25 protein-coding genes and 3 pseudogenes are annotated in these 24,997 nt (G+C 62.0%); 15 read left to right on the plus strand and 13 right to left on the minus strand.

All coding sequences use genetic code 11. The annotated features are described in order from the left end of the window. Positions 1 to 8: 8 nt before the first annotated feature. Together IEX16_RS09210 and IEX16_RS09215 are read right to left on the minus strand one after the other, a co-directional pair. Positions 9 to 1,244: a CaiB/BaiF CoA transferase family protein gene (locus IEX16_RS09210; protein WP_229676266.1), complete on the minus strand. Its 1,236-nt coding sequence runs from the start codon at positions 1,242 to 1,244 to the stop codon at positions 9 to 11. After that, positions 1,241 to 2,203 (minus strand): Bug family tripartite tricarboxylate transporter substrate binding protein, encoded by a 963-nt coding sequence (locus tag IEX16_RS09215; RefSeq protein ID WP_188708067.1) that lies wholly within the window; start codon positions 2,201 to 2,203, stop codon positions 1,241 to 1,243. Before IEX16_RS09215 ends, IEX16_RS09210 begins: the two co-directional genes overlap by 4 nt. A gap of 170 nt (positions 2,204 to 2,373) precedes the next feature. Between IEX16_RS09215 and IEX16_RS09220 the strand changes: the two genes are divergently transcribed. Continuing rightward, positions 2,374 to 3,273, plus strand: coding sequence for a LysR substrate-binding domain-containing protein (locus tag IEX16_RS09220; protein WP_188708068.1), 900 nt, complete (start codon positions 2,374 to 2,376; stop codon positions 3,271 to 3,273). A 53-nt stretch (positions 3,274 to 3,326) separates the two neighbouring features. Here the strand turns inward: IEX16_RS09220 and IEX16_RS09225 are convergent. Then, positions 3,327 to 3,730: pseudogene (locus IEX16_RS09225) on the minus strand (RidA family protein). Positions 3,731 to 3,874: 144 nt separating this feature from the next. Between IEX16_RS09225 and IEX16_RS09230 the strand changes: the two are divergent. Continuing rightward, positions 3,875 to 4,812, plus strand: a pseudogene (locus tag IEX16_RS09230) (LysR family transcriptional regulator). A 21-nt stretch (positions 4,813 to 4,833) separates the two neighbouring features. On the opposite strand, the gene IEX16_RS09235 reads toward IEX16_RS09230, so the two are convergent. Genes IEX16_RS09235 through IEX16_RS09245 form a run of 3 tightly spaced genes read right to left on the minus strand, consistent with a single transcriptional unit; the run spans position 4,834 to position 6,200 of the window. Continuing rightward, on the minus strand, positions 4,834 to 5,064 hold the full coding sequence (locus tag IEX16_RS09235; RefSeq protein WP_188708070.1) for a DUF2798 domain-containing protein: 231 nt from the start codon (positions 5,062 to 5,064) through the stop codon (positions 4,834 to 4,836). After that, complete coding sequence (locus IEX16_RS09240) at positions 5,061 to 5,654, minus strand: flavodoxin family protein (RefSeq protein WP_188708072.1); 594 nt, start codon at positions 5,652 to 5,654, stop codon at positions 5,061 to 5,063. The genes IEX16_RS09235 and IEX16_RS09240 overlap by 4 nt, the downstream gene beginning before the upstream one ends. A 48-nt stretch (positions 5,655 to 5,702) precedes the next feature. Then, entirely contained in the window at positions 5,703 to 6,200 is a 498-nt protein-coding gene (locus IEX16_RS09245; protein WP_188708074.1) for a DUF2938 domain-containing protein, read from the minus strand. Positions 6,201 to 6,276: 76 nt separating this feature from the next. Here IEX16_RS09245 and IEX16_RS09250 point away from each other — a divergent pair, with 76 nt between their 5' ends. Beyond that, positions 6,277 to 6,708: a helix-turn-helix domain-containing protein gene (locus IEX16_RS09250; RefSeq protein ID WP_188708076.1), complete on the plus strand. Its 432-nt coding sequence runs from the start codon at positions 6,277 to 6,279 to the stop codon at positions 6,706 to 6,708. A gap of 30 nt (positions 6,709 to 6,738) precedes the next feature. Here IEX16_RS09250 and IEX16_RS09255 read toward each other — a convergent pair whose 3' ends face one another. From IEX16_RS09255 to IEX16_RS09270, 4 genes are all read right to left on the minus strand, one after another. Then, the gene (locus IEX16_RS09255; protein ID WP_188708078.1) at positions 6,739 to 7,863 is read right to left on the minus strand and encodes a DNA alkylation repair protein; all 1,125 of its coding nucleotides are present in this window, start codon (positions 7,861 to 7,863) and stop codon (positions 6,739 to 6,741) included. Between the two features lie 145 nt (positions 7,864 to 8,008). Continuing rightward, positions 8,009 to 9,313, minus strand: coding sequence for a 3-deoxy-D-manno-octulosonic acid transferase (locus IEX16_RS09260; protein WP_188708217.1), 1,305 nt, complete (start codon positions 9,311 to 9,313; stop codon positions 8,009 to 8,011). Then, complete coding sequence (waaC, locus tag IEX16_RS09265; RefSeq protein WP_188708079.1) at positions 9,313 to 10,365, minus strand: lipopolysaccharide heptosyltransferase I; 1,053 nt, start codon at positions 10,363 to 10,365, stop codon at positions 9,313 to 9,315. Before waaC ends, IEX16_RS09260 begins: the two co-directional genes overlap by 1 nt. Positions 10,366 to 10,462: 97 nt before the next feature. After that, a complete protein-coding gene (locus tag IEX16_RS09270) occupies positions 10,463 to 11,857 on the minus strand; it encodes a phosphomannomutase/phosphoglucomutase (protein ID WP_188708081.1) in 1,395 nt (464 codons plus the stop codon). 112 nt (positions 11,858 to 11,969) lie between these two features. On the opposite strand from IEX16_RS09270, the gene IEX16_RS09280 reads away from it, so the two are divergent. The 4 genes from IEX16_RS09280 (at position 11,970) to IEX16_RS09295 (ending at position 15,317) form a co-directional block, all read left to right on the plus strand. Then, positions 11,970 to 13,670, plus strand: coding sequence for a DNA-3-methyladenine glycosylase 2 family protein (locus tag IEX16_RS09280; protein WP_229676267.1), 1,701 nt, complete (start codon positions 11,970 to 11,972; stop codon positions 13,668 to 13,670). A 62-nt stretch (positions 13,671 to 13,732) separates the two neighbouring features. Continuing rightward, the gene (locus tag IEX16_RS09285) at positions 13,733 to 14,254 is read left to right on the plus strand and encodes a methylated-DNA--[protein]-cysteine S-methyltransferase (RefSeq protein WP_188708083.1); all 522 of its coding nucleotides are present in this window, start codon (positions 13,733 to 13,735) and stop codon (positions 14,252 to 14,254) included. 47 nt (positions 14,255 to 14,301) lie between these two features. Then, positions 14,302 to 15,156 carry a DMT family transporter gene (locus IEX16_RS09290; RefSeq protein WP_188708219.1) on the plus strand — a complete coding sequence of 285 codons (855 nt, stop codon included), beginning with the start codon at positions 14,302 to 14,304 and terminating at the stop codon, positions 15,154 to 15,156. After that, positions 15,153 to 15,317 carry a hypothetical protein gene (locus tag IEX16_RS09295; RefSeq protein ID WP_188708085.1) on the plus strand — a complete coding sequence of 55 codons (165 nt, stop codon included), beginning with the start codon at positions 15,153 to 15,155 and terminating at the stop codon, positions 15,315 to 15,317. Before IEX16_RS09290 ends, IEX16_RS09295 begins: the two co-directional genes overlap by 4 nt. Before the next feature lie 17 nt (positions 15,318 to 15,334). Here the strand turns inward: IEX16_RS09295 and IEX16_RS09300 are convergent, their stop codons facing one another. Then, entirely contained in the window at positions 15,335 to 15,991 is a 657-nt protein-coding gene (locus IEX16_RS09300; RefSeq protein WP_188708087.1) for a DUF1345 domain-containing protein, read from the minus strand. A gap of 665 nt (positions 15,992 to 16,656) precedes the next feature. Here IEX16_RS09300 and IEX16_RS09305 point away from each other — a divergent pair. Both IEX16_RS09305 and IEX16_RS19970 read left to right on the plus strand, forming a co-directional pair. After that, positions 16,657 to 17,097 carry a hypothetical protein gene (locus tag IEX16_RS09305; RefSeq protein ID WP_188708088.1) on the plus strand — a complete coding sequence of 147 codons (441 nt, stop codon included), beginning with the start codon at positions 16,657 to 16,659 and terminating at the stop codon, positions 17,095 to 17,097. 433 nt (positions 17,098 to 17,530) lie between these two features. Beyond that, positions 17,531 to 17,644, plus strand: a pseudogene (locus IEX16_RS19970) (arylsulfatase); the annotation flags it as partial. A gap of 18 nt (positions 17,645 to 17,662) precedes the next feature. Here IEX16_RS19970 and IEX16_RS09310 read toward each other — a convergent pair. Next, the gene (locus tag IEX16_RS09310; RefSeq protein ID WP_188708090.1) at positions 17,663 to 18,433 is read right to left on the minus strand and encodes an IclR family transcriptional regulator; all 771 of its coding nucleotides are present in this window, start codon (positions 18,431 to 18,433) and stop codon (positions 17,663 to 17,665) included. Positions 18,434 to 18,565: 132 nt separating this feature from the next. On the opposite strand from IEX16_RS09310, the gene IEX16_RS09315 reads away from it, so the two are divergent. Beyond that, positions 18,566 to 19,504 (plus strand): polysaccharide deacetylase family protein, encoded by a 939-nt coding sequence (locus IEX16_RS09315; RefSeq protein WP_229676268.1) that lies wholly within the window; start codon positions 18,566 to 18,568, stop codon positions 19,502 to 19,504. Between the two features lie 53 nt (positions 19,505 to 19,557). After that, on the plus strand, positions 19,558 to 20,556 hold the full coding sequence (locus IEX16_RS09320; RefSeq protein ID WP_188708092.1) for an asparaginase: 999 nt from the start codon (positions 19,558 to 19,560) through the stop codon (positions 20,554 to 20,556). Positions 20,557 to 20,584: 28 nt separating this feature from the next. On the opposite strand, the gene IEX16_RS09325 is transcribed toward IEX16_RS09320, so the two are convergent. Continuing rightward, a complete protein-coding gene (locus IEX16_RS09325; protein WP_229676269.1) occupies positions 20,585 to 21,310 on the minus strand; it encodes a TetR/AcrR family transcriptional regulator in 726 nt (241 codons plus the stop codon). Positions 21,311 to 21,423: 113 nt separating this feature from the next. On the opposite strand from IEX16_RS09325, the gene IEX16_RS09330 reads away from it, so the two are divergent. From IEX16_RS09330 to IEX16_RS09345, 4 genes are all read left to right on the plus strand, one after another. Beyond that, complete coding sequence (locus IEX16_RS09330) at positions 21,424 to 22,191, plus strand: alpha/beta fold hydrolase (RefSeq protein WP_188708095.1); 768 nt, start codon at positions 21,424 to 21,426, stop codon at positions 22,189 to 22,191. Positions 22,192 to 22,325: 134 nt separating this feature from the next. After that, positions 22,326 to 22,889, plus strand: a complete 564-nt coding sequence (locus IEX16_RS09335) for a flavin reductase family protein (RefSeq protein ID WP_188708097.1) — start codon at positions 22,326 to 22,328, stop codon at positions 22,887 to 22,889. 55 nt (positions 22,890 to 22,944) lie between these two features. Beyond that, the gene (locus IEX16_RS09340; protein ID WP_188708099.1) at positions 22,945 to 24,075 is read left to right on the plus strand and encodes an LLM class flavin-dependent oxidoreductase; all 1,131 of its coding nucleotides are present in this window, start codon (positions 22,945 to 22,947) and stop codon (positions 24,073 to 24,075) included. Positions 24,076 to 24,144: 69 nt separating this feature from the next. Continuing rightward, complete coding sequence (locus IEX16_RS09345; RefSeq protein ID WP_188708100.1) at positions 24,145 to 24,996, plus strand: branched-chain amino acid ABC transporter permease; 852 nt, start codon at positions 24,145 to 24,147, stop codon at positions 24,994 to 24,996. The last annotated feature ends 1 nt before the right edge of the window (position 24,997 follow it).

The raw sequence follows: 24,997 nt of genomic DNA on the forward strand, positions 1-24,997 counted from the left end.
CAGTCCTTTCAGGTGTCAGTTCGGCAAGCACCTTGCTCAATCAGGGTATGGATGCGCTCCGGGCTGTAACCCGCTTCTTCCAGGAGTTGCCGCGTGTGTTCACCCAGCCGTGGCGCAGGTGAAAAGCTGCGCGCCGGCGGCGTGGCCGACCACTTGGTCGGGTGAGCGAGAGTGTGCATGGGGCCTTCCGTCGGATGAACGGTGTCACTCACAAACCCCGTGGCACGCAGTTGCGGGTTGACCAGCAGGTCTTCCGGACTGTTCATCGGCATGTTGGGGACATCGACGGCGTCCAGCAATTCGCGCCATTGCGCGGTGGTGCGGGTGCGAATGATGCGCGCCACTTCCGCATAGACCTCGTCAATATGGGCCGCGCGTGCGCTGTGCGTGTTGAAGCGCGGATCGCGCGCCAGTCCCTCGGACTCGCCGATGACTTCAAAGAAGCTTTTCCAGTGCTTGTCGTTGTAGATCAGGACGCACAACATGCCATCGCTGGTGAGATACGGCTTGCGGTGAGGCGTCAGCAGACGTGCGTAGCCCGGTTTGCCAATCGGGGGCTGGAAGGTCAGGCCAGCCATGTGATCCCCCAGAATAAACTGCGCCATGGCTTCAAACATCGGCACAACCACGGCCTGTCCCTCGCCGGACTGGCTGCGCGCATACAGTGCCGCCGTGACGGCATAAACAGTGTGCAAGCCAGTCACGCGGTCTGCCAGCGTGGTCGGGACATAGGCAGGCTCGGGCGATCCATATTCACCCATCAGCCATGGAACACCTGTGGCGCCCTGGATCAGGTCGTCATAAGCGGGTCGGGCGGCATCGGGGCCGTCCTGGTCAAACCCGCAGCAACTCACATGGACGATGCGCAGATTGCGCTGACGCACCGCCTCGTAGTCCAGCCCCAGGCGGGTCAACGCTTGGGGCCGGACGTTGCTGATAAACACGTCGCAACCTTCTGCCATCTTCAAGGCCGCTTCAAGGCCTTGCGGATGTTTGAGGTCCAGAACGATGCTTCTCTTGCCGGCATTGGCATGCAGAAAAATAGGTCCCATGCCGGCATGGTTCATGGGCCCCACATGGCGCATGTTGTCGCCTTCCGGGGTCTCCACCTTGATGACCTCTGCGCCCAGCTGCGCCAGGATCTGCGTCGCAAAAGGCCCCATAACGACAGAGGTCAGGTCGAGAACCCTCACGCCTGCCAGTGGACCGGCCGTGGACGCGGAATACGAAGCGGCCATGTTCATTCAGGGCGAATGCCGGCCTGCTTGATGAGGGTGCTCCAGTGAGCGAGCTGGTCAGCCACGTATTTGGCAAACTCCTCTGGCGTCTTGGTTGGCCAGGTTTCAAAGCCTAACTGGCCTAGTGCCTTTTGCACCTCCTTGTCGGCCAGCACCTCCTGCAGTTCGGCATTCAGCTTGTCCACAATGGGCTTGGGCATGCCAGCCGGCCCGAAGATTCCGTTCCAGGATGTCAGGTCAAATCCGGGGACTTCCCTGGCGATGGGCACTGCATCGGGAATCGATTTCAGCGGCTCTTTGGTCGTCACGCCCAGAACCCGGACTGTGCCCGCATTGATCATGCCCATGCCAGAACCCAAGTCGACAACGTACATTTGCACCGATCCGCCGATCAGATCGGTGAGCGCCTGCGGACTCGATTTGTAGGGAATTGCAACAACATCCAGGCCAGCAATACGCTTGATGGTTTCAGAGGCCACCAGCGAGGTGCTGTTCGGCGTGGCGTAAGAAAATTTCCCGGGGTTGGCCTTGACCTGATCGATCCACGCCTTGAGCGATCTGGCGGGGTCGCTTTTGTTCACCACCAACGCGAATGGAAGTTCGCCCACACGGGTAATCGGCGTGAAATCCTTGGTCGGGTCGTACTTGAGATTGAGGATCAGACTGGGATTGGCTGAGTGCGACGTATTGGTCGTCATGAACAAGGTGTAGCCGTCAGGCTTGGCTTTGGCCACAAACTGGGCTCCAATTTGCGCGTTGGCGCCTGCCCGGTTGTCAATCAACACAGGTTGCTTGAGCCGCTCACTGAGCTTTCTTGCAACAATGCGCGCCACCGCATCGGTGCCGCTGCCGGCAGCAAATGGCACGACCATCGTGACCGGCGCAGAGGGATAGGTTTGACTCATTGCCACCGAAGCAGCTAACAGGCCGGCCACCAGAGTGAGGGCACGGGGAAAATATTTCATGAAGCGTCTCCGGTTGTAAATTTGACTTTGGCAGCGTTTTGGTCAATCGATGCGCCCCCATCTTCCCTCCCGCAATCATTCGCGTCCAATCCTGTTTTTGGCTAGACCAATTCTTTTTAAGAATCGTTGGCGGATAATTAGCGTCAGCCTTACCTACGTTGCTAAACCCTATGAAGCTTCACTTTCTTCGCTACTTTGTTGTCCTAGCCGAAGAGCTGCATTTCGGGCGAGCCGCCAGCAAGCTCGCGATCACACAGCCGCCATTGAGCAGCGCCATCAAGTCGCTTGAAGGAGAACTGGAGGTGCAGCTCCTGATTCGGGACAGCAAACATGTCGAGTTGACCCAGGCAGGAGAGGCCTTCCTGGAGGAAGCTCGCCAGATTCTGGAACAAGTGGCCAAGGCTTCGGATGTGGCCAAAATCGTCGCCAGGGGCATGCGGGGGCGGCTTGAGATTGGCGTGACCGGCTCGCAGATCTACCGGGAAGTGCCGGCCATCGTGAAACAGTTCAATGCAGAAATGCCCGACGTGGAGGTGGTGCTCAGGGAAATGTCCAGCGCCGACCAGCTCAATGAGTTACTCCGCGGTCAAATCCACGCCGGGTTTGTCAACGGCTCTACGGTTCCACCCCAATTGGCATCACTGCCTATGGGTGAAGATGAGTTCGTGCTTTGTTTGCCCGAGCATCATCCCAAAGCTCAAGGTGGCACTGTGGATTTGATAGAACTGGCCAATGAACGTTTTGTCATGTTTTCCCGAAACGTGGCTCCGGCAAACCATGACAACGTGATTGCCATTTTTTCCCGTGCAGGGATACAGCCCAAAATTGCGCATGCGGCCCGTCAGTGGCTGACGATTGTTGCCATGGTCGCCAATGGGCTGGGCGTTTCCCTTGTACCCCGCTCGCTGGCTGATTCACGTGTCCACGGCGTGAAATTTATAAGCATCAGTGGAGAACAGGTGCTTGCACCGGCAATGCTGGTATGGAATCCCGCTTACAACTTGCCGACCCTGCGCAGTTTTATTGAATGCTCTGAACGGATTCTCCGCTCGATAGCGGTACCGAAGTGAAGCCGATCTGTCTTTCCTTCCAGGCGGCTGGTTTTCTTGCCGTGCCCCACGCACTAGCCGCCGACGGGCTCCGGAAGCTTCGCGATCACCTTGATCTCAAACTGGAAGCCATACAGCCAGGTCACGCCGACACCGGTCAGGTCGGGTGCGGCGCATCGCCCCAGTACTCGGGCACCAGCTTCCAGATCGTCTCGAAGTTTGATTCGGGATCAACAATAAAAGCCATGACGTCCACCACGTCATCAAAGGCGCAGCCGGCAGCCTTCAGGACCGCGTTCAGGTTGTCAAAAGCCAGCCGCACTTGCTTCTCCAGGTTCGGCTCCGGTGATCCGTCCTCGCGGCTGCCCACCTGCCCCGACACGAACAGGAAGCCATTGGACTTGACCGCCGGCGAGTAGCGATTGCGTTCATAAAGCGCCCGGCGACCGGGCAGAAAAACGACGTCACGCTTTGACATAAGAGTCCTTGATCAAGGGGCCGAAGCCGACCCGTGGTTAACGATGAAGGAACTTTAAAAGGCTTGGCCTCCTGAATAGACAAGCAAGCCTGTCCATCACTGTTCGTGAAATCCAAACAATCATTAAAGGTATTTGGAGCACAGATGGACTGTTTCGATGCAATGCAGGCCTTCGTACGCGTGGTGGAAACCGGCAGCTTTACCAAAGCCGCCGCAACACTCCACATGAGCAAGACCAGCGTGACTCAGCTGGTGCAGCAACTGGAGGCGAGGCTGCGCGTCAGGCTGCTCAACCGCACCACACGCAAGGTCAACGTCACCGCGGATGGCGCCGCTTACTACGAGCGCGTGCTGCGGGTGCTGGCCGATGTGGACGGCGCCGAGACCAGCTTGTCCAGCGCCTCGGCATCGCCCCGCGGCCGGCTGCGGGTGGATGTCCCCAGCCCTTTGGCCCGCATGATCCTGATACCGGCACTGCCGCGTTTCATGCGCAGTACCCCGACATTCAGCTCGACATAGGGGTCAGCGACCGCATGGTGGACATCATCGGCGAGAACGTGGACTGCGTCGTGCGCGGCGGTGAACTCACCGACCTGTCGCTGATGGCCCGCCTCATCGGCGATTTTCAGCTCGGCGTTTACGCTGCGCCTGCCTACCTGAAGCTTGCCGGCACGCCCCTGCACCCGCGCGATCTCGAAGGCACCCACCATCGCATCGTCGGCTTCATGTGGGCACGCACCGGCGAGCCGCTTGCGTACCCCATGCGCTCAGGCGATGAGAGTGTGAAGGTGCAAGGCCGTTACGCGCTTTCGGTCGATGACGGCAATGCCTACCTCGCCGCCGGCATGGCCGGCTTGGGTGTTCTCTGGCTGCCCGACTACATGACCAGGCCACATCTGGCGAACGGCGAACTGACGCCCTTGTTCAAAGACTGGAAGCTTGACCCCATGCCGCTGTACATCGCGTTTCCGCCCAACCGGCATGTCAGCAGCAAACTGCGCGTATTCATCGAATGGGCCGCGGGGCTGATGGCACAGCACGCGCCGGTCACGGGGCGCCGTCCTGTTATTGGTAGCACCTGATTGGCAGCGTAGCGGGCCTCTTCATTCAACCGGGCTGACAAGGCTGCGAACCATCCTGCGCGCCAGAGGCGCGACGAGCAGCACCGCAGGAAACGCGAACAACCATGCCATGAGCCACGAACCGGCCCACAGCCACAGGAAGTCCGGCCCAAGCCCGACGGCGCGCAGCGTGGATATTCCTGCCACCAGCAGCGACATCAGGCCCGAGAGCAGGAAGCCGAACAGGACTGGCTCAAATTTTCTTGAAATCATGGCGTCACCCCCTGCTCGACATCGGCCGCCAGGCGCAGCAGCGCCTGGGCAACATTCTTGCCGAACATTTGCGCGGTTTTGATGTCGCCGGGTGCAAACGAATCCGCTGGCGCGGAATGCCCGGCCTGCGCCATCAGCCCCGACCAGGAGCCCAGCCGATTGGCGGCCTCTTCGTAAGGCACGCCGCTGTGCTGCTCGGGCAAGATGGCATTGCCGACCCAGACCATGCCGTGCTGCATGGCGAAGACGAAGATCGACAGCAGCGTGGATTGTTTGTCGCCTGCAGGCAGCGACGAGACGGTAAAAGCCGCTGCCAGCTTGCCCTTGAGGGCGTGGCTTTTCCAGAGCCGGCCGGTCGAATCCATGAAACTCCTGAAGGTACCGGTGACGCCGCCCAGGTAGGTCGGTGAGCCGAAGATAAAGCCGTCATAGTCCAGCAGATGTTCGGGACTCGCCATGAGTTCTTCCGCCTTCAGCAATCGCGCATCGATGCCGGGAATGGATTGCGCACCGCCCAGGATGTGAGATGCGATGTGGCCGGTATGACCGTGCGCGCTGTGATAGATGACTGCAAGTTGTTTGTTCTTCATTGATGTGGTGTCCATGTTAGGTTAGGTCCGTGATCTGCGAAAAATCCTTCATCGCAAGATCCAGGCGATGAAGGCGGCGGCCAGGTACAGGCCGAGTCCAAAAACTGTGTGGTTTGCCAGGCTCCTCAGCCGGTTCCGGGCCGGTGCCGGCGTGCGGGATGAAGCGATGCCCGCGCCCATGGCAGGCTGCATGACAAGCCAGGGCACAGCAACCGTGGCTATGCCCACACACAGGGCCGGAACCAGCGTCGGCTTGTGCACCCAGTCCAAACCGGTGATGCCGGCCAGAAGGCCCGCGAAGGCAATGCCGGACGCGTAGTGGACGACCCATCCCAAAGCGAGCTCGCCCCGTACAGGCGGCGCTTTGGCGATCGCTTCATGCTTCCATGTGCCGCCGCCCCAGTGGCCGGCCCAGCGGCCGATCATCGCGAAGTTGAGCGTGGGCACGCCCAGGCGCTGCAGCAGCAGCAGCCAGGTATCCATCACCGCGGTAGCGCCTATGCCAATGAGAAAGATGTGTGCCGCGTTGGCAGCGAATGTGTTCATGTGAATCTCCGTTGACGAAAAGTAAACATGAGCGCACTATAGAAGTTCAAGTCAACTTTAAGTCAAGGGGTTTTTGATGGACATCGCCGAAGTCGCCAAAAAATCAGGAATGCCCGCTTCCGCGCTGCGCTACTACGAGGAAAAAGGTCTGATCACTTCGGTCGGCCGGCAAGGCTTGCGCCGCACGTTTGCCCCTGCCGTGCTGGACCAATTGGCGCTTATTGCGCTCGGGCAGGCAGCCGGTTTTTCGCTGGACGACATCGGTGCCATGTTCTCGCCGGACGGCCAGGCCAACATCGACAGGAAGTCGCTCAATGCCAAGGCCGATGAACTCGATCAAACGATCAAGCGCCTGAAGGCGATGCGCAGCGGGCTCAGGCACGCGGCGGTATGCCCCGCACCCAGCCATGCCGAGTGTCCGACCTTTCAGCGATTGCTTCGCTCAGCGGCGGCCGGCGAGCTGACTACGCGCCCGAGAAAATCGCGGATTACGCATTCTTCAAAATGATCCAGGCACGGCACCGTGCACCAGCGTGGTTTACCTGCGGGCAACAGGCACCAACTCAAACACCCCCAGTTCCCTCGCCTGCCCGTTGAGCAGCACATCGACCCGGTGCTTCCCCGCATGATGCTTGCGCGTGGTCATCTCGGCAGTGGATACGGTCTTGCTCAATCGCACCGTTTCTTTCGGGGCCAGTGCCAACACCTTCAGCTTGAACACCTTGGCGCTGGTCTTGCCACTGGCCTTGACGTAGTGGATGCAAAAGTCCACCAGCACCTGCTGCGCCTTGGTGCTGGTGTTGGAAACGTCGAAGGCAATGTTCACTTTCTCACCCAACACCACGCGCCTCGGTGCGATGCGGGTATCACTCACCGCGACCTCTGCGCTTTTCCCAAACCCCAACACACCAAGCGCGCCAGCCTCGCCGCGTTTGACGGCTGAGCGCAGTGCGTGCTGCACGATCCAGCGGCGCTCGTCGCTGGCGCCCTTGAGCCACTGCTTCGCGGTTTTAGCGAGCAGCTCCGGGTGGTCCTTGCCGATGTCGTTGAGGTTGTTGGCGACCGAGCGGCGCACATACAGCGCCGGGTCATCCTTGAGCAGCTCCAGCAGGGCCAGCACTGGCGCCGGATTTTTCTGGAAGGCTGGCAGGCGGCTGGCCCAAGGCAGGCGCGGGCGGCTGCCTTCGGACACCAGGCGACGCACATGCTCACTCGGGTCCGTCGCCCACTGCCTGAAGCGCGCCAGGGTGGCGGCCTCGTGCTTTTGCAAAAAGGCGCGGATGCTGAACTCGGCCGTGAAGCGCTGCGTCAGCGCATGCTGGGCGCGCATCGAGTCTTCAAAATGATCGAGCCCGAACTGCGCGACAAACAGAGTGTGCGGCAGGTAGAGAAAAGACGCCAGGCTGAGGCCTTCGCTCCGGCCATGCGGCTGGTCGAGCGAGGCGAGCAGGATGTTGATGGCCTTCAGGTAATCGGGCGGCAAATGCCGGTGCAGCGCCAGCGCAATGTGTTTGCCGCGCGGCATCAGCGCCAGGGCCTCATAACCGGTGAGTACATCGGCGAAAAACTTGCGGGCGTCGAACTTTGGATGCACTGCCGTGATCATGCGGGCGATGGCTTTGGGCACATCGGCGCCGTATTGGTTGACCAGGGGTTCTGCCACGGTTCAGCCTGCCTGGTGTTGTGTTGATACTTCCAGAACCGGCAGCCCTTCGTCAGGCTCAGGACAGGCCTTGTCGAAGCCCTTCGACAAGCTCAGGGCGAACGGTAGTGGAATAGGCGCCATCATTGAACCAGGCTTCAACGGACTACCGGCCGAGAAAATGCGCCAGTGCCTGCACCGTGTTGGCCGCCGCGCCGCGGTGCCGCGCTGCAAACGTGAGGCTGGCCGCTGCGGCCACTTGCTGCGTTGTCGGCCGGGCCAGCATGGCGCGGGCGCTGCGTACTGCCTCGTCCATATCCACCGCGCGGCGCGCCGCGCCGGCCGCTTCCGCCAGTTCGGACACCTCGGCGAAGTTGAAGGTGTGCGGGCCCATGATCACGGGGCAGCCGCAGGCAGCGGCCTCGATCAGGTTCTGCCCACCCAGTGGTGCAAAACTGCCGCCCAGCAAAGCGACATCGCTCATCGCGTAATACAGCGCCATCTCGCCCAGCGAGTCGCCGAGCCAGACGTCGGCGGCCTGCGGCTCACCGGCCCAGGCCGAGCGGCGCGAGACAGAGAGCCCGTGTTTTTCAACCAGCGCCTGCACCTCGTCAAAACGCTGCGGGTGGCGCGGCACGATGAGTACCTGAACGTGCGCGCCTGCTACGGTATTGATAGCTGCTTGCGACCGTGTGGAAAGGGCCAGGGCCACTATTTGCTTGAGAAAATCGTCTTCCTCGCCTTCGCGCGAGCTGGCCAGCATCAGCACCGGCTGGCCCAGCGCCTGGCGCCACTGCCGGCCCTGCGCCTGTTGCGCCTCGTCTGGCGTGGCGTCGAACTTGAGGTTGCCGAACACGCCCTGCACCGTCGCGCCCAACTCACGCAGGCGCGCAGCATCGCTGTCGCTCTGGGCGTAGACCGCCGCCAGGCCTGCATAAGCCGGCCGCGACAACGGCGCGATGCGCGCGGCCTGATGCAGCGATTTGTCAGACAGGCGCGCATTGACCAGCGCCATCGGCACGCCGCGCGCCCGCGCGCAGGCCACGGTGTTGGGCCAGACTTCGGTTTCCAGCAGCAAGCCCAGGCGTGGTTTGAAGTGCATGAAAAAACGCGCGACGGCGGCTTCACTGTCCCAAGGCTGCCAGACCTGCACGTCGCCGGCCCGCAGCAACCCGACGCCCTCGGCGCGGCCAGTGGCCGTGCCATGGGTCAGCAACACGCGCAGACCCGGCCACTGGCCGCGCAGCGCGTTAATCAATATGCCCGCGGTGCGCGTTTCGCCGAGTGATACCGCGTGCACCCAGACCAGTTCCGAAGCAGATTCGGCGGGCTGCGTGTAAAAGCCGAATCGCTCGTCTACCGCTTCCAGGTAACCGGCCTCGGCATGGCCCCGGCGCGACAGCTTGCGCCGCAGAAAAGGCTGGGCGGCCCACATCAGCAGCGAATAAAGCTTGCGGATGAAGCGCTCCATCACGTCGTCTCCCCAAGGCCATGTGCAGGCGCTGGCTGACAGGTCAGCCAGGCAGTCCACACCTGGCTGACGGAAGGCGAAGGCTGCGCGAACACACTGAGCTGGCGAGCGCCCTTTTCACCGGTGGAATCCGGCAGCGGCCCGGTGCGCCAAGCGGTGTCGAAGTTGTAGATCTGCACATGCGGCAAGTCGAGCGCCACGGCGATGTGGCTGAGCCCACTGTCCACGCCGATGACGCCGGCACATTGCGCAAGCTGCTGCGTGAGCTGGTCCAGCGCAAGCCGCGGTAACACGACTGCATTGACGAGCGCTTTTTCTTCGCTGGTGTTCAAGCCCTCAGCAATCGCCTGGCTGCTTGCCAGCTCGTCGTCGCTGCCATGCGGCAGCACGATCAGGTAACCCTGGGCATTGAGTTGCTGGCCCAACGCCACCCAGTGGTCCAGCGGCCAGAGCTTGTCGGCGCGTGAGCTTCCATGTACAAACGCTATGGATTCAGGAGCAAAATGTTCACGTTCGGCATGGGCTGGAGACCGATTTAATCCATAATCCGGGCGCACCGCCGGGGTGTAGCCCAACGCACGCGCAGCCAGCTCGCGCCCGCGCACTACGGCGTGGCTGTGCGGCGCCATGGCAATCGCCACATCGGCCACCCAGCGTGTCGGCGCTTCGTAGCCCGAGCCTTCGGTCTGGTTGGCCATGGCGTAACGCCTGCCGCTGGGCGTCAGCCTCGTCAGCCAGGCAATTAGCGCTGACTTGGTCAGCCCCTGCAGGTCAATCACCGCGTCATAGTGCTGGTTTTGCAGCTCGCGCCGGAAGGCGCGCCACGCGCTGCGCGTGGCCGCGCTGAAGGGTGCCTTGCGCCAGCGCCGCAGCTCGCAGCTGATGACGCGCTGCAGGCCCGCACACAGCAGCGGGGTCAGCAGCGGCGCAAAGGCCTTTTCCACCACCCAGTCGATCTGCGCACCGGGATGCGCGGCCAGGATGTCCTGCACCACAGGCAGCGTGTGCACCACGTCGCCCAGCGAAGAGAGTTTGACAATCAACACCTTCACGCTTTGTCATTGCGGGCTTGACCCGCAATCCATCGTCGCGCAGCCGCGAGTTCGACACATGGATCCCGGGTCGAGCCCGGGATGACAGCGACCGGGCTCAATGGGCCGGAGCTGTAAAATTCGCGTCCGGCTTGACGCTGCGCAGCAGCTTGAGCATGTCGACCTCGATGCGTTTGAGCGCGACCTCGGTGTGCCCTTCAAACCGCAGCACCAGCACCGGCGTGGTGTTGGACGCGCGGATCAGGCCGAAGCCGTCCGGCCAGTCCACACGCACGCCATCAATCGTGCTGATCTTTGCCGGTGCCGCAAAAGCTGCGATCTTGATGAGTTGCTCTACCACCGTGTGCGGCTCACCTTCCTTGCAGGCCACGTTGAGTTCGGGCGTGCTGAAGCTGGTCGGCAGGCCGTTGAGCAGTGCGCCTACGTCGGTCACCTTGCTCAGGATTTCCAGCAGGCGCGCGCCGGCATAGGTCCCGTCGTCGAATCCGAACCAGCGCTCCTTGAAAAAGATGTGGCCGCTCATCTCGCCGCCCAGCGGGGAGTTGACTTCCTTCATCTTCGCCTTGATCAGCGAATGACCGGTCTTGTACATCAGGGGCACGCCGCCGGCCGCTGCAATTTCGGGCGCCAGGCGTTGCGAACATTTCACGTCGTACACGATGGTGCCGCCCGGAGCGCGCGAAAGCACATCGCGCGCAAACAGCATCATCTGGCGGTCCGGGTAGATGTTCTGGCCATCACGCGTGACGATACCCAGGCGGTCGCCGTCGCCGTCAAAGGCCAGGCCCAACTCAGCGTCACCGGCCTGCAGCGCAGTGATCAGGTCTTTCAGGTTCTCGGGCTTGCTCGGGTCCGGGTGATGGTTGGGAAAATCGCCATCGACTTCGCTGAACAACTCGGTCACTTCGCAGCCTAGCGCGCGGAAGATGCCGGGCGCAGAAGCGCCGGCAATGCCGTTGCCGGAGTCGATCACGATCTTCATGGGCCGCGCCAGCTTGATGTCGGAAACGATGCGGTCACGATACGGCGCCAGCACATTAATGTGGGTGATCTTCCCGGTGCGAGCCTGTGGGACCGCACTATCGGAATCATCGGCTTCCATGCGCTGGCGCAGGCCCTGGATCTCGTCGCCGTAAATGGCGCGGCCGGCCAACACCATCTTGAAGCCGTTGTAGTTCTTGGGGTTGTGGCTGCCGGTGATCTGGATGCCGGAGTTCGCGAGCGTGCAGGCCGCGAAATAAAGCATGGGCGTGGTGACCATGCCGACATCGACCACATCGACGCCGCTAGCGACCAGGCCGCGGATCAGGGCCGCGCTGAGCGCCGGTCCGCTGACACGGCCATCGCGGCCCACAGCTACTATCGCCTCGCCCTGCAGCAGCGCACTGACGCCGAAAGCGCGGCCCAGTGCTTCGGCCACAGCTTCGTTGATGGTGGAAGGCACGACACCGCGGATGTCGTAAGCCTTGAAAATCGAGGGGTTCAGCTGCATGGGTCGGCGCTTTCCTGGGGTTGCTGTAGCGCACTGATTGTAGGCGCGGGGTGGGCGGGGAAGATGTCCGAAAACGGCTAGTCTGTACCGGCCTGCGACGTATGATTCAGCCATGACCACGGACAACGCACTCCTCGCCGACGACGCCTGTTACCTCGCGCTGAAGACGCGGGACGCACGTTTTGACGGCAGCTTTTTCACCGGTGTGACTTCCACCGGCATCTACTGCCGGCCGGTCTGCAGCGTGAAAACACCCAAGCGCGAAAACTGCCGCTTCTTCGGCCATGCAGCGCAGGCAGAAAACGCCGGCTTTCGGCCCTGCTTGCGCTGCCGACCCGAGCTGGCACCGCATTCGGTGGTCTGGTCGATTCAGGATGCCAGCTACATCCTGGCGCATCAGGCAGCCCGCCTGCTTGATGAGCCCGAGGCGTGGACAAATATAGCCCCCACGCTCGGCACTGGCGTGTCCTCGCTGCCCCCCGAGGGGGCGCTGCGCCTGCGGCCCGGCAAAGCCGGTTCCGCGGCCCCGGCTGGTAATGAGAGAACTACTTCGCGGCGCACGCCCGTGACATCCGAACCGACGGTGGCAGGCCTGGCGGCAAAACTCGGCGTCAGCGACCGCCATGTCCGGCGCATTTTCGAGACCCAGTTCGGCGTCTCGCCGATGCAGTATCTGCAAACGCGCCGGCTGCTGACGGCCAAGCAGTTGCTGGCAGATACCGCGCTGCCGATCACGCAGGTGGCGCTGATCAGCGGTTATGCGAGCGTGCGCCGCTTCAACGCCGCCTTTGTTGGGCACTACGGCCTGAACCCGACGCAGTTGCGTCGCCAGGGCAACACGCCGACGGACCAAGGTATCACCGTCAAACTCGGCTACCGGCCGCCTTACGACGTGGCGGCGATGGTCGGTTTTTTCAAAAAACGACAGATAAACGCTATTGAATTTGTAGCTGATGATTCAGGCGGAACAAGGGTTGGACGCACTTTTCGTGTGGAAACCGGCGGCAAGGTTCACGCCGGCTGGCTGCTGGCCAGCTTTGACGAAAGCCGCAGCCATGTGGCGCTGCGCATCAGCGACTCGCTGCGCGAGGTGTTGCCGCTGGTGATACGCCGGGTGCGCGCCATGCTGGACCTGGACGCCGATCCGCAGGCCATCAACAGCGTGCTGCACGACAGCTTTCCGGGTGGCGACGGCCTGCGTGTTCCGGGCGCGTTGGACGGCTACGAGCTGGCGGTGCGCGCCGTGCTGGGCCAGCAGATCACGGTGGCGGCGGCGCGCACGCTGGCGCAACGCATGGTCGACAAACTTGGCGAGCCGATTGAAACACCGTGGCCGGGCCTGACGCGCCTCTTCCCCTCAGCCGCCGTGCTGGCGCAGGCCAGCGGCGATGCGCTGGGGCAACTGGGCATTGTGCGACAGCGTCAGACGGCGATTGTCGGTATCGCCAAAGCCGTCGCAGAAAAGCGCGTGCAGTTGCACGGCGGCGCCGATGTCAACGCCACCATTGCCGCATTGAAAGAATTGCCCGGCATCGGCGACTGGACAGCGCAATACATCGCCATGCGCGCGCTGCGCTGGCCCGACGCCTTTCCGGCCGGTGACGTGGCGCTGCACAAGGCGCTGGGTGTGCAGGAACTGAAGAATCCGGCCAAAGAAGCCGAGCAGGCCTCGCTGGCCTGGAAACCCTGGCGCAGCTACGCGGTGATACGCGCCTGGAGCGGCGCGATGGAGGCTGCAACTGCCTCGCCAAACGCTACTGAATTGATAGCTGCCAGCGCCCTTCCGGAAAGGGCTGGAGTCCAAAAATCTTGACAGTAGCCTGCACGACCGAAAACCCGACACTTTTCAATGAGAGACACTCCAGGGAGCGCACCATGAAATTCTCCAACCCCATCGTCCAGACCCGCTATGAGAGCCCGCTGGGCAGCATCATCATTGCAGCCACTGCCGAAGGCCTGGCCGGGCTGTGGTTCGACGGCCAGCGGCATTTGCCTGCGGAGCTGGTGGGTCCGGCTGTCTGGCCCAGCGACCCTGAACACCCGGTGCTGAAAGAAGTCATCCGGCAACTCAGCGAATACTTCGCCGGCCAGCGCATCGAATTTGATGTGCCGCTGGACTTGGCCTACGGCACGGCTTTTCAACAATCGGTCTGGCAGGCGCTGCTGAAAATTCCCCAGGGCGGCACAGCCAGCTACAGCGAGGTTAGCGCCCGCATCGGCAAGCCGGCCGCAGTGCGTGCCGTGGGCGCGGCCGTTGGCCGCAACCCGGTCAGCATTATCGTGCCCTGCCACCGCGTCATGGGCGCCAACGGCTCCCTCACTGGGTACGCCGGTGGGCTGGAGCGCAAAAGCGCGCTGCTCAAGCTGGAGGGCGTGCGCTTTGAGGGCGCCATGTGACGGCTGGACCTTCTGAACTGAAAAACAAACGCTGGCTCAACGATTTCATGTTGCTGGCAGCCATCTGGGGCTCGTCCTTCCTGTTCACGCGCATCGCCGTGGTGGACTTCGGCCCGCTGCCGACCGCCGCCGTGCGCGTTGGCATTGCCGCGGCCTTTTTGTTGCCGCTGGTGCTGCTGCGCGGGCTGGGTGGCGTGTTGTTGAAAAACTGGCGCCGCGTGTTCCTGGTCGGCCTGTTCAATTCGGGCATTCCGTTTGCATGTTTTGCGTTTGCGCTGCTGTCCATCACCACCGGGCTATCGGCCATTCTCAACGCCACAGTTCCGATGTTCGGTGCCATCGTCGCCTGGTTCTGGCTGAAGGACAGGCCCACCGGCTCGCGCGTGCTGGGCCTGTTGATCGGTTTTGCTGGCGTGGCGATGCTGGCCTGGGACAAGGCGACCTTCAAGCCCGACGCATCCGGCGTGGCGCCGGGCTGGGCCGTGTTGGCCTGCCTGTTTGCCTGTGTCTGTTATGCGCTGTCGGCCAGTTATGCCAAGCGTCACCTCACCGGCCTGCCGCCGCTGGTGACTGCCGCCGGCAGCCAGATCGGCGCGACCGTGGGCCTGGTCCTGCCGGCCGTCTGGCTGTGGCCTGCGCAAACGCCGGGCGGCGGCGCGTGGCTGGCGGTCGCGGCCGTCGGCGTGTTGTGCACCGGCATCGCCTACGTCCTCTACTTTCGGCTGATAGAAACCGCCGGCCCGGCGCGCGCACTGGCCGTGACCTTTGTGGTGCCGGTGTTCGCGGTGTTCTACGGCGCGGTCTTTCTGGGCGAGGTGGTGACGCTGTGGATGCTGCTGTGCGCGGTGGTGATCATCTGCGGCACCGCGTTGTCCACCGGTTTGCTTAAGCTCGGGCGATGACTTCCGCCCGCAAAATGAAGCTCAAGCTGACAGCGCCAAAGCCGCGCAATCCGCTGGTGGCGCCGGCCCTGCAGCGCAAGGCGGGTTCACATCAGAGATCCGCCGCCGCCTTGCGCCGCGCGGAGAAAATGGCGCTCAAAAAGCAGATCAACGAGAGTTGACCATCAGGGCGCGCCTGTTAGACCGAACCGGCAACGACGTTGATGGTCAACGCCACGATCAGCACATTGAAGGTAAATGACAAGATGCCATGGCCCAGCGTCAGCCGGCGCATCTCGCGTGAGCTGACCTGCACGTCCGACACCTGCGAAGTCATGCCGATTACGAAGGAGTAGTACAGAAAGTCGAAGTAGTCGGGGTCAGGCTGGTTCGGAAACACCAGCCCCGGTCCATCAGGCTCCTTGCGCTTTTCTTCATGGTAATAACGGTGCGCATAGTGGAACGCGTAAATAGTGTGGATGAACAGCCACGACAGCGCCAGTGCCAGCATCGCCAGCGCCATGTGCAACAACCGCTCGGTGCCACCCATTTCCTTGACCTGCTGCAGCATCAACGTGATGCTGGCCACACTAGCCAGCACCGCCAGCACCATCACCCCAAAAATCACCACACTGGGCTCGTCCTGAGCCTGGGCACGCTCGCGCGTGCCTTTGGAGTCAAAAACCTCGGCCAGCCACCAGGCCAGCACCAGATACACCGCCGCGCCCACGCACCAGCCGAGCAAGGCGCGAAACGGCCAGTCTGTCGGGACGGGTAGCAACGCGACACATACGCCGGCGACCAGACCGTAAATCAAGCGCTGCGGGCCGGTGGATTCGGAAAGATGTTTGCGCATAGTCGCATTGTGGGCCAGTGTCGGCAGGCTGACTACGCCGACGCGGCGCCATGCAGGGGCGGCACGAAGAAAAAAGGGCTTGATTCTATTTTCATAGCAGCAAACCCTCGTTTCTGGAGGAGTGGATGGGCCACACGCACCGAATGCCTCGATGTTCTGAAACCTGTCAATGACCGCACTCTACCTGCGCTAAGGTGAGAGACCCGCAGCCGCTTCAGCGTCAGCCTCCAAATCGGCCCGCTTGGGCCGTGACAGCAAGCGGGTTGCGAGAAGACGGCGTTTCTCGCGACTTCAGATCGTCCGGCAGGCTTGCAACATCGCCGCCCTGACGCCCGATGGCGATCAACGCATGGAGCTCGCACGCTTCTGACAACCCGGTCGCTGCGCGCGCCTTGTCGTGGTCAAAACCCGCCATTGCGTGGCAAGCCCAACCGTCTGAAGTGACCTGGAGCGCCAGATACCCCCAGGCGCACCCCGCGTCGAATGAGTGGGTGTGAGATTCCTCTGTCTTCCCTGTTCTGGGGCTGACGAAGTGCCTGTCGGAAGCAATCAGTACCAGAGCCGACGCGGCGTGAGCCCAGCGTGCGTTGAATTCCACGCAGAATTGACCCCGCAAGGCGACAACTACATCGCCGGCGGGCGCCGAGGCCGGGCAGGCCCTGCACATGGCAGGGTTCACCCGCCACAGACCGAAAAAAAAGGGGGCACTCACGGTCATTCTCGAAGCCCCGGGCGCACTTTGCCGAAGGACGCTGGCACATCTGCAATCAGCGCGCTTCAAGGCTGATGAGAAAAAAGCCAACGAGGCTAAGGAGGAAGCAGCGCAACAGGCCGTGCAGACGAGCGCACGGCGTGCGGCAAGGGTGGCCAGTGAGCCGGATGCGCGGGCCTACCGGCTTTACGCGGCCCCATTCGCTGGCGCAAGTCCGGATCAGGTTGATCTCGAGGTGGCCAAAAACATGCTGAAGGCTCATCTTTCGCATGGCGAGGTGGCAGCGCCGCTGCGCACTTCGCCCGGCCTGGCAGGACGGCACCCCGATGCCGAGCGGCATGTCAAGGAAATCGTGAAAAAAGCGCTCAAGACGCTGAATCTCCTGGCGCCCTGAGCCGAGCAGGAAAGAATCACTGACCTGGCAGGAATCCCCAAGGAGGAAGGAGATGCGGGGGCGGGGATCGCCGAGCGCTTTGCGCCGCACAGGCGCGCACAGGGACTGCTTCCCAGGAGGTCAGGGGTTGGCGAAGGAAGTGAAGCGGAAAGAGCGCGAGACCAGCCACGCACTGGTTTTAAAAAAGAATCAGGAACGATTCCCCGAGTCAGGAAACTGTTTTTTCCTTTACTCCCCACACCTACCATCGCCTGATTTTCCCTGCGAGCGCCCACTCAGCCGCGCGTGTTTGAACCAGAACCATCGACGCTTCGCGGCTCCCGGTAGTTCCGGCGGCTTTGGACTTCTGGAAGTCCTGTTTTTTCTAGTTTCCACCCCCGTCACCCCCTCCTTGGAATTTTTCTCCAGTCTTTGAGCTGCAGGCAACGGTTTGTTAGCTCAGTTCGGCTTGCCAAGAAGCGCTGTTGCAGCTCAGGCAGCCACTGGACTCCCTGTGCTTACTATCGTCGACAGCGCAGTCGCCGAACTCCGCCGGCGCTTAAGTTGAACTGCAGTTTTCGGAATGCTAAGCACGAAATATGTTGGTGATTTCCCGCGCCGCGTGCTGAAGCAAGGGAAGGATTTCACGTACGCGTTTTTCGGTCATGCGCGCGAGCGTGGCCGACACAGCGACGGCGGCAACCGGTGTGCCGTTGCGGCTTTTGACGGCCAGTCCCACAGCACTCACGCCGGGCACGGCCCGGTTGGAAATCCAGGCATGGCCGGTGCGTCGGGTCTGAGCGCAGAGTCTGTGAACTTCCGCTGCGTCGAGATCCCCGTACACGCTCAACCTCGGATCAATCGCACGCACGATGGTGTCCACCTCGAGCGCTGACAGACTGCTCAGCAAGGCCAGCCCGCCGGCGCTGACGCCCAAAGGCTGTCGACTGCCCACTGGAACGGACGGCGCTTGAATGGGGTACTTGCCCTGAACGCGGCTGAGACACACCGCATCGTTGCCGCTGCGCACGAACAGGAACGCCGTGTCCCCCGTCTGCTCAGCCAGTTGCTCCAGGATCGGCGCGCAGAGTTCATGCAGATTGAACTGGTGTGCCGAGGCCAGGCCGAGCTCGAATACCAAGGGGCCCAGGGTGTAGCGGCGGCTGTGGGGGTCCTGCACCAACATGCCCTCCGACATCAAGGACTTGAGCAGTCGGTGTGCGGTGGGGCGCGCCAGCTGCATCTCTGTGGCCAGATCTACCAGACGAACGCCTTCGTAACTCTGGCTGGCCAGTATTTTCAAGGCTCGAATGGCCCGGGTGATGGTCTGTCCGCCGTGCGGGGCTGTGGTGGGCATAAGTAGTCCATATAGTGGAATGACGAGGCATCTGATTGACAGTCATCTGCCCTTCGGAAAGACTTGCTTAAAGCTGAAGTGCGGGACGAAACAATAGAAACCGTCCAAATAGTTCACCATCATGCCCGTCTCGTGCGACGGGCTCAACACCCAACAAGCAAGGAATTTGTCATGATCCAGCAGACCGAACACCTGACAGCCAGGGACCGGGTACCGTACGAACCGATCGTTGGGCGCCGGCCTTTCACGCTCCCTGGTAACGCCCGCGTGGCGGTATGGACGATCGTCAATGTGGAGAACTGGCTTCCCGAGTCGGCCATGCCGCGCGCGGTGTTGTCCCCGCCCATGGGGCAACCACTTTTGCCCGATCTGCCGAACTGGTGCTGGCACGAATACGGCATGCGCGTGGGCTTCTGGCGTTTTCTGGAGGTGTTGAACAGCCGCAAACTTAGAGCCACCTTCGCAGTCAATGGGACGGCATGCCACGAGTACAGAGCTGCATGCCAAGCGGCCCTGGACGCGGGGTGGGAGTTCATGGGGCATGGCCATGTGCAGAAGCCGATGCACCGAGTGGAAGACCAGGCTGAGGCGATCCGGCTGACCATGGAGGCTATCCGCGCGTTCACTGGGCAAGCGCCACGTGGTTGGGAGAGCCCGGGCTTGACCGAGACCGAAACCACTATCGACTTGTTGGCGGCCGCCGGCATCGAGTACGTGGCCGACTGGGTTCTGGATGACCAGCCTGTCGCCATCCAGACCCGGTCAGGTCCCATCGTTTCGGTGCCGTATTCGGTCGAGATCAACGACGTGGTCATTTCGGCGGTACAGCAACATGCCTCGGACGAGTTGTTTCGCCGTGGGCGCGACCAGTTTGATCAACTCTACAAAGAGGGCGCCAGCATTGCGCGCGTGATGGCAATTTCCATCCACCCCTATCTAACGGGGGTGCCGCACCGTATCCGTTATCTCGAGGCTCTGTACGACCACATCCTGCAACACGAAGGCGTCGTCATGATGACCGGCGGTGAAATCATGGATGTATTCAAGGCACAGCAGCACCCGGCCGCCTAGCGGTTGCTGACCCGTGGGCCGCTCCGCCACATTTTTGTAAACAATTGATGCTCATGACACGTCCACGCGTTCTTTTCATTTCTACGGGCGGCACCATCACCATGACCCAGGGCGCGGGCCCCGGCATGGCCCCTACTCTGACCGGTGCGGACCTTGTCCGCGCCGTGCCCCAACTCGCGCACATAGCCGATCTGGAGGTGGTGTCGTTCGCTCAAAAGCCTGGCGCCTCGCTCACCCTGGAGGATCTGCTGGGCTTGGCCCACTTACTCAACGAACAGCTGGCGCAGGGGTTTGCCGGCGCGGTTGTGGTTCAGGGAACCGACACGATCGAAGAAACCGCCTTTGTGCTGGACCTGCTGGTGGCGTCGGACCGCCCCGTCGTGGTGACCGGCGCCATGCGCGGTGCGGCGGCACCGGGTGCCGATGGGCCGGCCAATCTGATGTCGGCCGTGACGGTTGCGGTGGCGCCGGACATTGTTGGGTTGGGTGCCCTGGTGGTGCTCAACGACGAAGTCCATGCCGCACGCCATGTGCAAAAAATGCACACCGCATTGGCCTCAGCTTTTGCTTCACCCGGTTTTGCGCCGCTGGCCCGTGTCATCGAGGGGCGCGTGCGCCTGTATGCGCGTGTGCCTGGCCGGATTCTCATTGCAGTGCCCGTTAGCGCGGGCGACAGTCCGGTGGCCCTGTTGACCGTGGTGCTGGGCGACGACGGCAGGCTGCTGCAGGCCTTGCCCGGGCTGGGCTACCGCGGAGTCGTGATCGAAGCGCTTGGTGCGGGGCACCTGCCGTCCCTGATGGCGGACCGGGTGGCAGAACTGTCGCAGTCCATGCCGGTCATTCTGGCCACGCGTGTGGCTGCGGGTCCGGTGTTCACATCGACCTATGGCTTCGCTGGATCCGAGCTCGACCTGATCGGCAAGGGCGCGGTGCCGTCCGGCGAGCTCTCGGGGCCCAAGGCCTGCTTGCTGCTGCGCTTGCTGTTGGCGCAGGGACTGCAAGGCGCAACGCTGGTGCAGGCGTTTGCCAGGGTGCGCGATGGAGGCGTCTGAACAGCGTGGCGTGGGTGACTTCGCCGCCTCAACCTGGGGGGCTGGGTTTGGCGCCGGCGTGGGCCTGGATGATGCGTGGCACCACGGCGCGTGCGCCGGCGATGAAGTGCTCGATGGTCAGCTGAACCAGTTCTTCGACGCTGGACTCCAGCGGCACATTGAATATCCAGCGCCGTTGACCGTAATAAAACACCCGGGCATTGATGCCCCAGACCAGTTCGATTTCCTGGAGGTCCAGGGGCACCACGTCAGGTCCTGGCAGGCCCAGCTCTGCGCGCATCTCGATGGCCACCGGCTCCAAAATGCGGCTGCGCAGGAAACTCAAGTAGCGCTGGTTGATGGCTTCACCCCGCAGACCGGAGAACATGAACAGGCGGACCCAGTCCCAGGTCAGCGCGGTCTTGGCGTAGTCGCAATACAGCCGGGTCAGGCGTTCCTGCAAGGGGATCCGGCGGTCGGCAATGATTTCTTCCCAGTAGGAGTTCCATCGACCGACATACACCTCCTGGTACACCCGCTCAACCAACGACGCCTTGTTGGGAAAGTACTTGAAGAGAAGGGGTTGTGTGACGTTGAGGCGGCGCGCCAGCTCGCGCGTGTCACCGTCAAAACCCACCTCGGCAAAGAACTTGACTGCCTCTTCGACGATAGTTCGTTCACGCTCCTTGCCTGACAGCCGCCGACGTGCGGGCGCAGGCAGAGCGTCAGACGTCTTGATCTGGGCAGGGGCAGATGGATCCGGCTTGGTGCGCAAGAGGGGCCTTATGGATGGGGTGATGGGGATTATCGGGATGGGGTTTGCCACCATGGATCAGCCTGAAAATAGGTGATCCAATGATCACTTAATAACTGGAATATACCTCCACTATGGCTGAATCCACCTATTCAATTGAGGGGCTGCAGACCGGGCCTTGGCTCACCCTCAGTCATCCGGTCGGCTCCGACCGAACCACCTGGGCTGCGCAGGTCGCGGTACTGGCGCGCCAATACCGCGTCCTGAGCTACGACATCCGCGGCCACGGCCATGCGCCCAGCCAAGGGTCAGTATGCAGTGTGGACGACCTGGCGGCCGACGTCCACCGCCTGTGGCAGCAACTCGGCATCGAACGCAGCCATTTCGTGGGCTTGTCGCTAGGGGGCTGCGTTGGACTTGCACTGGCGCACCGGCATCCCGAAACAGTGCAGTCTCTGGTGATTGCCAACGCCAGGCTGGAGATGGACACCGCCGCAACGCAGATGTGGCTGCAGCGCGCAGCCACTGTGGAGCAGCACGGCATGGCGCCCGTGGTGGAGCCCACGCTAGAGCGGTGGCTGACACCCGCGTTTAAGGCGTTGCAGCCGACGCAGGTCGCCGCCGTACGCCGGAGCTTGGCGGCCACATCGCCCGAGGGTTTTGCAGCTTGCGCGCGGGCTTTGGCGGACATGCACCAAGCGCACCGCCTGCTCGATCTGAAGATCCCCACCTTGTTGTTGGCGGGCCTATCAGACCTTGCTGTGCCAAGGGATCTCATGCAGGGCTATGCCGCCTCAAACGCCCGGCTGCAGTTCGTGGAACTGTCCGGACCGCATATCGTTCATTTGGAAAACCCCGACGGTTTCTCCCGCGCGGTGCTGGATTTCCTGGCGCCCCGCTGACCACCTTGCCACAGAACCCGCGCACCGCCAAGTGCACTAGGGAAAACACCAATTTTCTGGTGATCGTTTGATCACTAAAGTCTATCGCAAGGGCCGTGTGTTTTGTGGCTCATACAGACAACAAGGATGGGCCCATGCAACATGCGGACGTGGATTCGGAGATCGACCCGCTAGATCTGCGCCGTGCTTTCGGGCGCTTTGGCACGGGTGTGACGGTCATCACTACGCGCACCTTCGACGGCACGCGTCTGGGGGTGACGGCGAACTCCTTCAACACAGTGTCGCTTGAGCCCCCGATCGTGCTGTGGAGCTTGGCAAGCAAATCGCCGAACCTGGAGCACTACAAGAGCGCCGGGCGTTTTGTCGTCAATGTGTTGGCACTGGACCAGATAGAGCTGTCCAGCCGCTTCTCCCGCCCCTCGGCCGACAAGTTTGCCGGTGTGGCGTATTCCGATGGTGTGGCGGGTTTGCCGGTGCTTGAAGGATGCACGGCTTCGATCGAGTGCGTGGTGATCAACAACCATGTGGTCGGCGATCACGTGCTATTTCTCGGACGCGTCGAGAAATACACCTACCAGGACATGGCCCCACTGCTTTTCTGCAACGGCAAGTACATCGAAGCGACAGTGATTTCCCCGCCCGCCGCACCCGCGTCGCCGGTTTCGGCTTCGGCCGTGGCGGCCAGGGCCGCTTGCTGAAGCTTTCCCAGCCCTTCAACCAATCCACCATTCACCCGAAGACAAGGAACCGACAATGAAACTCGGCATGTTCATGATGCCGTTGCACCCCCCGGGTCGCAACGTGACCCATACGCTGCAGGAAGACCGCGAAGCCATCATCCTGGCCGACCGCTTGGGTTACTCCGAGGCCTATGTTGGCGAGCATGTTACCGACGCAGCCGAGACCGTCACCTCTTCCATGATCTTTCTGGCCAGCCTCATTGCCGAGACCCGTCAGATCATGCTGGGCACCGGCACGATCAACGTTCCGAACAGCCACCCGGCGGCAATTGCTGCTCAAGCCGCGATGCTGGACCACTTGTTGCAGGGGCGTTTCATCATGGGCATCAGCCCGGGTGGCCTGATGTCCGATGCCGAAGTGTTCGGCAACCTGGGAAAGAACCGCACCGAGATGTTCGTCGAGGGTATCAACGCGGTGCTCAAGATCTGGGAGTCCAATCCGCCTTACAACATCGAGGGCAAATACTGGAACATTTCGGTGGAGAAGACCATGATTCCCGAGATCGGCCAAGGCTTCATGATGAAGCCCTTCCAGAAGCCGCACCCTCTGATTGTGGGAACCGCAGTGGCGCCTTTCTCGCAAGGCGTGACCGAGATGGCAATGCGGGGTTGGCAGCCGATTTCAGCCAACTTCCTCATGCCCGAGTGGGTCAAGACCCATTGGCCCAAGTACGTGGAAGGCCGCACCGCCGTGGGTGCCGTGGCTTCTCCCAAAGAATGGCGCATTGCCAAGAGCATCTTCGTGGCCGATGACGAAGCTACGGCGCGCCGCTATGCGCTGCAGTCCGACGGGCCCTACCATTTCTATTTCAAGCAACTGGTGCGCAAGCTGGTGGGCGCTGGTGGAAGGGGCAACCTGTTCAAGACCGACCCGGACATGCCAAATGAGGCCATCACACCGGAGTACGTGACTCAGCGCCTGGTGATTGCCGGCACCGTCGACTCGGTGGTCGAGCAGTTGCTGGCGTTTCGTGAGCATGTGGGTGACTTCGGTACCCTGCTGTATGCGGGGCACGACTGGGCGGACCCTGTGCTGGCCAAACGATCGATGCAGCTGATGGCCGAGCAGGTGATGCCAAAACTAAACGCCGCCATCGGCCAGGAAGACAAGCGGCATCGTGAGTTGGACGCACATGCGCGTTGATCGACGCTCCTGCACGCGTCCATTCCGATCGGAGGGTTGCACCCATCACGAACCAGCGGAGCGTCGGCAATGGGGACCTTGATCCAGATCGCTAATGCCTTGTCTCTGGCGGCGTTGTTGTTTGTCGTGGCGAGCGGTTTCACGCTGATCTTCGGTCTGTTGCGTGTCGTCAATCTGGCGCATGGCGCTCTGTACCTGCTGGGCGGATACATCGGCCTCACAGTCGCGAAATTGACCGGGAGTTTCCTTCTCGGCATTCTTGCGGCCACCACGTCGGTGGCCTTGATCGGATATTTGCTGGACCGCTTCCTACTGGACCGGGTCAAGGACCAGGACCTCAAGCAGGTGCTGCTCACGCTGGGTGTGGCTCTGATGCTCAATGACCTCGCGCTGGTCATCTGGGGCGGCGATGCGCTGACGGTGCCGGTCCCTGAGTTCCTTCGTGGTGCCATGGAGGTGGGTGAGGCGTTTTATCCGAAGTACCGGGTCTTCGTGATGGCCGCCGGACTTTCGACTTTTGTCCTGCTCTGGCTGGTTTACAACCGCACCCGACTTGGGGCATTGATCCGCGCCGGCGTGGACGACAAAGAGATGGTCCAGGCCATCGGCGTCAACATCCGACGGCTGTTCGTGATCACCTTCATGCTCGGCTCCGCACTGGCCGGTCTGGGCGGCGTGCTTGGGGGGGCTTTTCTCACTTTGTATCCGACCGCGGACTCCGAGATACTGGTGTTCAGCTTGGCGATCGTGATCATCGGCGGACGGGGTAGCCTGGGCGGCGCGGCCATTGGCAGTCTACTGGTGGGCGGCCTGGCCACGTTTGGTCCGCTGTGGTTGCCCGAGTTAGCCTACTTTGTGATCTTTGGCCCGATGGCGTTGTTGCTGGCCTTCCGCCCCCTTGGACTCTTTGGAAAGGCCTAAT

Origin of the sequence: Polaromonas eurypsychrophila, assembly GCF_014641715.1 — a bacterium.
GTDB classification, from domain to species: Bacteria; Pseudomonadota; Gammaproteobacteria; order Burkholderiales; family Burkholderiaceae_C; genus Polaromonas; species Polaromonas eurypsychrophila.